Origin of the sequence: uncultured Lamprocystis sp. (assembly GCF_903933125.1) — a bacterium.
Taxonomy (GTDB): Bacteria; Pseudomonadota; Gammaproteobacteria; order Chromatiales; family Chromatiaceae; genus Thiodictyon.
Map to the genome: position 1 here is coordinate 1 of NZ_CAIZIZ010000116.1, position 6,587 is coordinate 6,587.

The following is a 6,587-nucleotide window of genomic DNA, read 5'->3' on the forward strand; positions in this document are numbered from 1 at the left end:
CAAGAAGGGGTCCAATGGGCGTTCATCTCGGTGGACGCTTGCGGGCACAGCCCGCTAGGCTCAACCGCCGGATGCGGAAAACCGCATGTCCGGTGGTGTGGGAGGGGTGACGGGCGCAATCCCGTCACCCCGACCCGATCGATCTACGATCGCGGCCTTACCATAGCTGGTCCGCACAGCGGACCCTACGAGCGCGGCCTTACCATCAGAACTTTAAACCGCGCCGGCTTCAGCAATCGTCGAGTCTGCCGGGGCCGATCCCATCCAAAAACACCGCAGACCGCGCTGGGCGCGGTTTAGCGGTCCGGCGTCATCCGGACAACCTGGAATGACTGATTGAGATAGATGTCGGTCTTTCTGCCGTTGCAGCGGGCGTCGTCGATCTCAAAGGTCTTGTCGTCATCATCGAACTTCATGACGCCGCCGGAGCAACCCTGAGCGGTGAGGGTACTCTCGATTGACGTGCGTTCTTGCGGTGTCACGTCGCGCCAGGCAAAGGCGGGCGCGGCGACGACCATCCCGGCGAGCGCAAACAATGAAATCTTCATCACATAACCTCTCGGTTTGCCATTGAAATACCTCGTCACTCCGACCCCATGACGGCCGGTTATTATCTGACTTTACCGCTCTGGTAAAACCTTTGCAACCCACTTGCCAAGGACATCCGCGGCCCCAAGCTGCCCGTAGGAGCGTCCGCTGAGGTCATCACCGCGCCAACCCTCAATCCGGCGGGATTGATTAAGGAGAAACTGATGCAATTCGCAACTCTGCTCGCCGGGCTCGATCGCCCAGCGCTGGCCTGGGCCGTCGATGGCTTGGGTTTCGCGCTGCTGATCGCCTATCACGCCTACCTATGGCGCGTCTTTCACCGGGAGCCGGAGCGGACTTATCGCGGCCGCTCCAACCGGCTGCGCCGGGCCTGGGTCGCGACGGTACGCGTCGGCGACCGGGACATCCTGGCCGTTCAGACCCTGCGCAATTGGGTGATGTCCGCAACACTCTTCGCGTCCACCGCCATCGTGGCCGCCCTCGGTGTCGTCGGGGTTGCCTTCGATCGGTTCGACCTGAACAGCCTGTCGCAGTCGCTGAGCCTGGCGCCGAGCGGTCCGGACCTGGTGCGGTTCAAGCTGCTGCTGCTCGCGGCCATCTTCGCCTACGCCTTCCTGCATTTCCTGCTGGCGCTGCGCTACTACAACCACACGGGCTTTCTGATCAACCTGCCGTCCGAACATTTCACTGGTTCCGACGTCGACCAGGTTGCCGACACCCTCAATCGCGGCGGCGGCCACTACCACCGCGGCACCCGCGGCTTTCTGCTGGCAATCCCGTTCGTGCTCTGGCTGATCGGGCCGGACTGGTTTCTGGCCGGTGTCGTCGTCTGCCTGGTGCTGTTGTATCGCTTCGACTTGCGGGTTGACGAGGAGCCGGCGCGGGCGGCAGCGGCCCCCGGTGCTTTCGACCTCGGCGACCCCTACGCCCTGCAAGCCGACGCGGTCCTGCACGCCCTGCACAGCACGGCGGACGGCCTGACCGCCGCCGAGGCGGCCAAGCGTCTCGCGGCCGTCGGTCCGAATCGGCTCCCGAGCCCACCGAAGGATGGGCCGATCAAGCGCTTCCTGAAGCATTTCAACGATATCCTGATTTATATCCTGATTGCCGCCGCCGCCGCAACGGCGCTCAAGGGATACTGGATCGACACCTGGGTGATCCTCGCGGTGGTGGTGATCAACGCCGTCATCGGGTTCATCCAGGAGGGTCGGGCCGAGGAGGCCCTGGAGGGCATCCGTAAGATGCTCTCGCTGCACGCTCACAGCCGCCGCGGCGGGCACTGGATGGAGGTCGAGTCGGCCGAGCTGGTCCCCGGCGACATCGTGCGCCTGCGGGCCGGCGACCGGGTGCCGGCGGACCTGCGCCTGCTCGAGGCGGTCAACTTGCGCATCGAGGAGTCCGCCCTCACCGGCGAGTCGGTGCCGAGCACCAAGGGCAGCGAGCCGGTGGACGATACGGCCGGCATCGGTGATCGGCGCGGGATGGCCTACTCGGGCACGCTGGTGGCGGCCGGACAGGGCACCGGGGTGGTGACCGCCACCGGACCCCATACCGAATTGGGCCGGATCAACCGGCTGATCGCGGAGGTGGAGACCCTGGAGACCCCGCTGACGCGGCAGATGACCGCCTTCGGGCGGGTGCTCTCGGTGATCATCCTGGGGATGGCCGTGGTGATGGTCCTGATCGGCTGGTTCCTGCACAGCTTCGGCGTCGAGGAGCTGATGATGGCGACCATCGGCTTCGCCGTCGCCGCCATCCCGGAGGGCCTGCCCGCCATTATGACCATCACGCTGGCGCTCGGCGTTCAGAAGATGGTGCGGCGCAACGCCATCACCCGCAAACTCCCGGCGGTCGAGACCTTGGGATCGGTCACCGTGGTCTGCTCGGACAAGACCGGCACCCTCACCCGCAACGAGATGACGGCACGCCATGTGGTCACCCGGGTGGATCAATACGACGCGGCCGGGATCGGCTATGCCCCGGACGGACACCTGTCGCTCCACGGGCTGCCGATCGACGTCGCGGCCCACCCGGACCTGCAGGCCTTGATCGAGGTCATGGCGGTCTGCAATGACGCCGAGATCGCCGAGGAGGACGGCCACTGGCGGGTCATCGGCGAGCCGACCGAGGGCGCGCTGCGCACCCTCGCCCACAAGGCCGCCTTCGCCGCCGCGGAGTACGCGCGCCTGGCCGTCGTGCCGTTCGACTCCGATCTGAAGTTCATGGCGACGCTGAACCGGCTGCCCGCGGGCGGGCGACGCATCCTGATGAAGGGCGCGCCCGACCGGCTGCTTGAGCGCTGCGTCGGCCAACGCGCCGGTGACGGCTCCGAGGAGCCGCTCGACCACGCCTTCTGGGAGGCCCAAATCACCCGTCTCAGCGCCCAGGGGCTGCGGGTGCTGGCCGCCGCGATCCGCGAGGTCGCGGCGGACAAAGACGACCTCGGGGTTGCCGATGTGGAGCAGTGGATGCTGTTCCTGGGCCTGGTGGGCATCATCGATCCGCCGCGACCCGAAGCGATCACGGCCATCGCCGCCTGCCGCCAGGCCGGTATCGCGGTAAAGATGATCACCGGCGACCACGCCGGCACCGCCAGTGCCATCGGCCGCGAGATGGGCATCACCACCGACGACCGCGCCGTCACCGGGGCCGAACTGGAGGCCGCGAGCGACGCGCAACTGCAAACCATCGTCGCCGACTACGCCATCTTCGCCCGCACCAGCCCGGAGCATAAGTTGCGGTTGGTCCAGGCCCTGCAAGCCAATGGCGAAGTCGTCGCGATGACCGGCGATGGGGTCAACGACGCCCCGGCGCTCAAGCGCGCCGACGTCGGCATCGCCATGGGCATCAAGGGGACCGAGGCGACCAAGGAGGCGGCCGAGATCGTGCTGGCGGACGACAACTTCGCCTCGATCGAACGCGCGATCGAGGAAGGCCGCACCATCTACGACAATCTGCAAAAGTCGATCCTGTTTCTGCTGCCGACCAACGGCGCCCAGGCCCTGGTCATCCTGGCCGCGGTCCTGTTCGGCTTCACCCTGCCGCTGGCGCCGGTACAGATCCTCTGGGTCAACATGGTGACCGCGGTCACCCTGTCCCTGGCCCTGGCCTTCGAGCCCTCCGAACCGGGGGTCATGAGCCGCCCGCCGCGGCGCCCGGGCGCGCCCATCCTGGGCTGGTATTTCATCTGGCGCATCGCCCTGGTCTCGGTGCTGATCGGCGCGGCCACCACCGCCGTCTTTCTCTTCGAGGAGGGGCGCGGCTATTCGGTGGCGGCGGCCCAGACCATGGCGGTCAATACCCTCGCCTTTGGGCAGTTGTTCTTCCTGTTCAACAGCCGGTTCCTGCACGCATCCAGCCTGCGGATCAGTCTGTGGTTCACCAACCGCGTGGTCTGGATGGCCGTCGGCCTACTGGTCCTCTTGCAGCTCCTGTTCGTCTATGCGCCGTTCATGAATCTCTGGTTCCACACCGCGCCCCTGGCCGCACGCGATTGGCTGCTGCCGGTCGGCATCGGCGTCGTCATCTTTCTGGTGGTCGAGTTGGAGAAGGCCGTGGTGCGGTGGTTAGCGCCCCCGCGAGGGCCTAGTGCCTGAGAACCGGCGCCGCGGCGCCTGTTGTGGCCTTGACCATCGTTCCGGCCACCCCGGGTCGGAGTCCAAGGCTTCAGCCTTGGATGTATAGCGTTCGCACCTGACATCCAGACAGATCTTCGTGTAGGGGCGGGTTTGAAACCCGCCCCTACTACGTCCGGTTATCACGTCCGAAGGCTATACAAGACCAAGGCTGAAGCCTTGGACTCCAGAAAGGCGGCTGCCGGCCGGAACATTGATCAAGGCCCTTCTGCCGTTGACGACGTGCTTCGTTTCATCTCGTTTTCCGCCATGTTGTCGTTCGACAATTCGGCCAGTGAGGACGATGCTTTCCAGGTCAAGGATTGTCGGTTGACACCGCTAGCAGTTTGTCGGACTTGCAGCGTAAGAACTTGATTATAGAAGATAAAAAATTTGCGCCAAAAAAGCTGAAACTCTTTAACTTCAATCGGTTACCTCATCAAGTCCGACAGGCTGCTAGAGGCTCTACTCAAAGGCGAGAACAAGTCGCTTGCCCAGCGCGGCGGCGGCCCGCTCCAGTTGTTTGATTGTTGGGGAATGGTGCGGGTCCTCCAGTCGCTTAGCCGCTGGCCAGGAGGTGTCCAGAGCGCGGGCCAGTTCGGCGAAGGGGCGATCCGCGCGTGCCCGGCGCACCAGCAGTGCGGCCTGGATGCGGGCGCTGGGGGCAATCAACAGTGCGTCGGGGGCGAGCGAGGGCGCGGGGATGGGCTGCCCTTCGTCCATCCGTCCATCCAGGGTCAAGGTGAGTACCTCGGCAGCGTTGAATAGGGCCTCCTCCAGGGTTTCACCCTCGGTGAAGGCTTCGCCGAAGTCGATAAACTGGACCACAAAACCGCCGTCGGGCTCCGGGGTCAAAGTCGCGGGGTAGCGGATATCCATGGGGGTTACCTGAGCTTGATGCCGGTTTGGCGTTCGATGCCGGCCAAGGTGCCGGGTTTCAAGTCGCGCTTGCCGTGCAGCGGGACCGTCGTGCGAGCCGCACCTTTGCCCATCCGGACATGACTGCCTTCCTGGCGCAGCACCGCCCAACCTTCGGCCTTGAGCTGCTTGACAATATCGTGTCCCTTCATGGGGGAAGGCTAGATCAGAAAAGATAGAGGGGCAAGCGATCCTCAACGAAAAACAGAAAACGCAAAACCCCACGCATCCTAACCAGCACGCCGCGACGCAGCAAGGTGTCCTCCTGCATCTGGATTCCGCGACCATTATGCCCCGTTCCTGAGTCGCTGGCTCCACACGGCGCCCCTGGCCTCAAGCGATTGGCTGTTGCCGGTCGGCATTGGCGTCGGCATATTTCTGGTAGTCGAGTTGGAGAAGGCCGTGATGCGGTGGGTGGCGCCCCGGGAGAGCTACGGCCCAGTGCCTGAGAGCCGATGCCGCGGTACCCGTTGTCACGCCCAGCCCGGAGATCGCAAGTTCTGCCGGGATGGGGTCTGGGGTGTGTGCGAAAACCTTCCAGCTTGTCGCCGTGGCTGGAACGGCCTAGAGTTAAACGTAGGTAGTGCGTCCCGCAGAGGCCGGGGCAAGCAAGAAACCGTTTCCATCCGCGGCGTCACGCGGCGCCTCACCGAAGACATGCAAGACGAATCCATGAATGCCTATAAAACTTACGTCAAGGTCGGGGCCTGCGGTCGCGTCGTTCTGGAGCACCTGCCCTTTCCAAAAGGAGCCCTGGTTGAAGTCCTGGTCGTCGATCAACGCACGCAGCCTGGCGAGGTAGAAAACTGGCGCGCCCTGTTCAAAGAGATCCAGGCACTGCCGCAATCACAAGCAATGACGGATACGGAGATCGCCAAAGAGATCGAGAATTACCGGAGCGGCCGGTGAGGGTTGTGATCGACACCGGCGTTCTGGTGTCTGCCGCAATCCGGGATCGGCTGCCTGAGCGCGTCATTCTATGGTGCGTCGCGCAACCGGATCTCGAATGGCTGGTCACTCCCGAGATCATTGATGAGTATATCGATGTCGTCAATCGGCCCAAGTTCAAGCTGTCGTCCGCCGTCATCGCCCGCTGGTTGGACTTGTTGAGCAGGCGCACCCGGATGATCCAGCCGACCGTTGAGATCCCCTTTCCGAGAGACCGCAAAGACGCAAGATTCCTGATCTGCGCGGAGTCCGGACGCGCCGATTCCCTGATCACCGGCGACGGCGATTTCAGCGAGGCGCGGCTGTTGATCGGCACACCGATCATGAACGTGCGGGAGTTTGCCGAGCGGTTCGCGCCGGAACTCATTGCTGCCTGACCAATGAACCCTGATTCCGGCGGCGGCCTCCAGCCGGGGGCGGTCCGCACAGCGGACCCTAGTGTGCCCGACATGGGCATGTACTTGTTACCTGAAAGGAGGTAACCGCAGCGAGTGACAAGAAGCGTAGCGAAACCCAAGGTGGAAGCCGTGAGGCCAAGCTGAAAGCAGGGTGTAGCAA

Annotated in this window: 6 protein-coding genes; 3 read left to right on the forward strand and 3 right to left on the reverse strand. The window is 64.2% G+C overall.

The features are described 5' to 3' along the window. Window positions 1-296: 296 nt before the first annotated feature. Window positions 297-548, reverse strand: a complete 252-nt coding sequence (locus QZY03_RS05200) for a PepSY domain-containing protein (protein ID WP_295578736.1) — start codon at window positions 546-548, stop codon at window positions 297-299. Between the two features lie 204 nt (window positions 549-752). Between QZY03_RS05200 and QZY03_RS05205 the strand changes: the two genes are divergently transcribed. Beyond that, entirely contained in the window at window positions 753-4,145 is a 3,393-nt protein-coding gene (locus QZY03_RS05205; RefSeq protein ID WP_295578738.1) for an HAD-IC family P-type ATPase, read from the forward strand. 483 nt (window positions 4,146-4,628) lie between these two features. Here QZY03_RS05205 and QZY03_RS05210 read toward each other — a convergent pair whose 3' ends face one another. Both QZY03_RS05210 and QZY03_RS05215 read right to left on the reverse strand, forming a co-directional pair. Then, window positions 4,629-5,042, reverse strand: coding sequence for a type II toxin-antitoxin system HicB family antitoxin (locus QZY03_RS05210; RefSeq protein WP_295578740.1), 414 nt, complete (start codon window positions 5,040-5,042; stop codon window positions 4,629-4,631). A 5-nt stretch (window positions 5,043-5,047) separates the two neighbouring features. Further along, window positions 5,048-5,233, reverse strand: a complete 186-nt coding sequence (locus tag QZY03_RS05215) for a type II toxin-antitoxin system HicA family toxin (protein ID WP_295578742.1) — start codon at window positions 5,231-5,233, stop codon at window positions 5,048-5,050. A 505-nt stretch (window positions 5,234-5,738) separates the two neighbouring features. Here QZY03_RS05215 and QZY03_RS05220 point away from each other — a divergent pair. Together QZY03_RS05220 and QZY03_RS05225 are read left to right on the forward strand one after the other, a co-directional pair. Beyond that, complete coding sequence (locus QZY03_RS05220; RefSeq protein WP_295578745.1) at window positions 5,739-5,990, forward strand: hypothetical protein; 252 nt, start codon at window positions 5,739-5,741, stop codon at window positions 5,988-5,990. Then, window positions 5,987-6,406: a putative toxin-antitoxin system toxin component, PIN family gene (locus tag QZY03_RS05225; RefSeq protein ID WP_295578748.1), complete on the forward strand. Its 420-nt coding sequence runs from the start codon at window positions 5,987-5,989 to the stop codon at window positions 6,404-6,406. The genes QZY03_RS05220 and QZY03_RS05225 overlap by 4 nt, the downstream gene beginning before the upstream one ends. The last annotated feature ends 181 nt before the right edge of the window (window positions 6,407-6,587 follow it).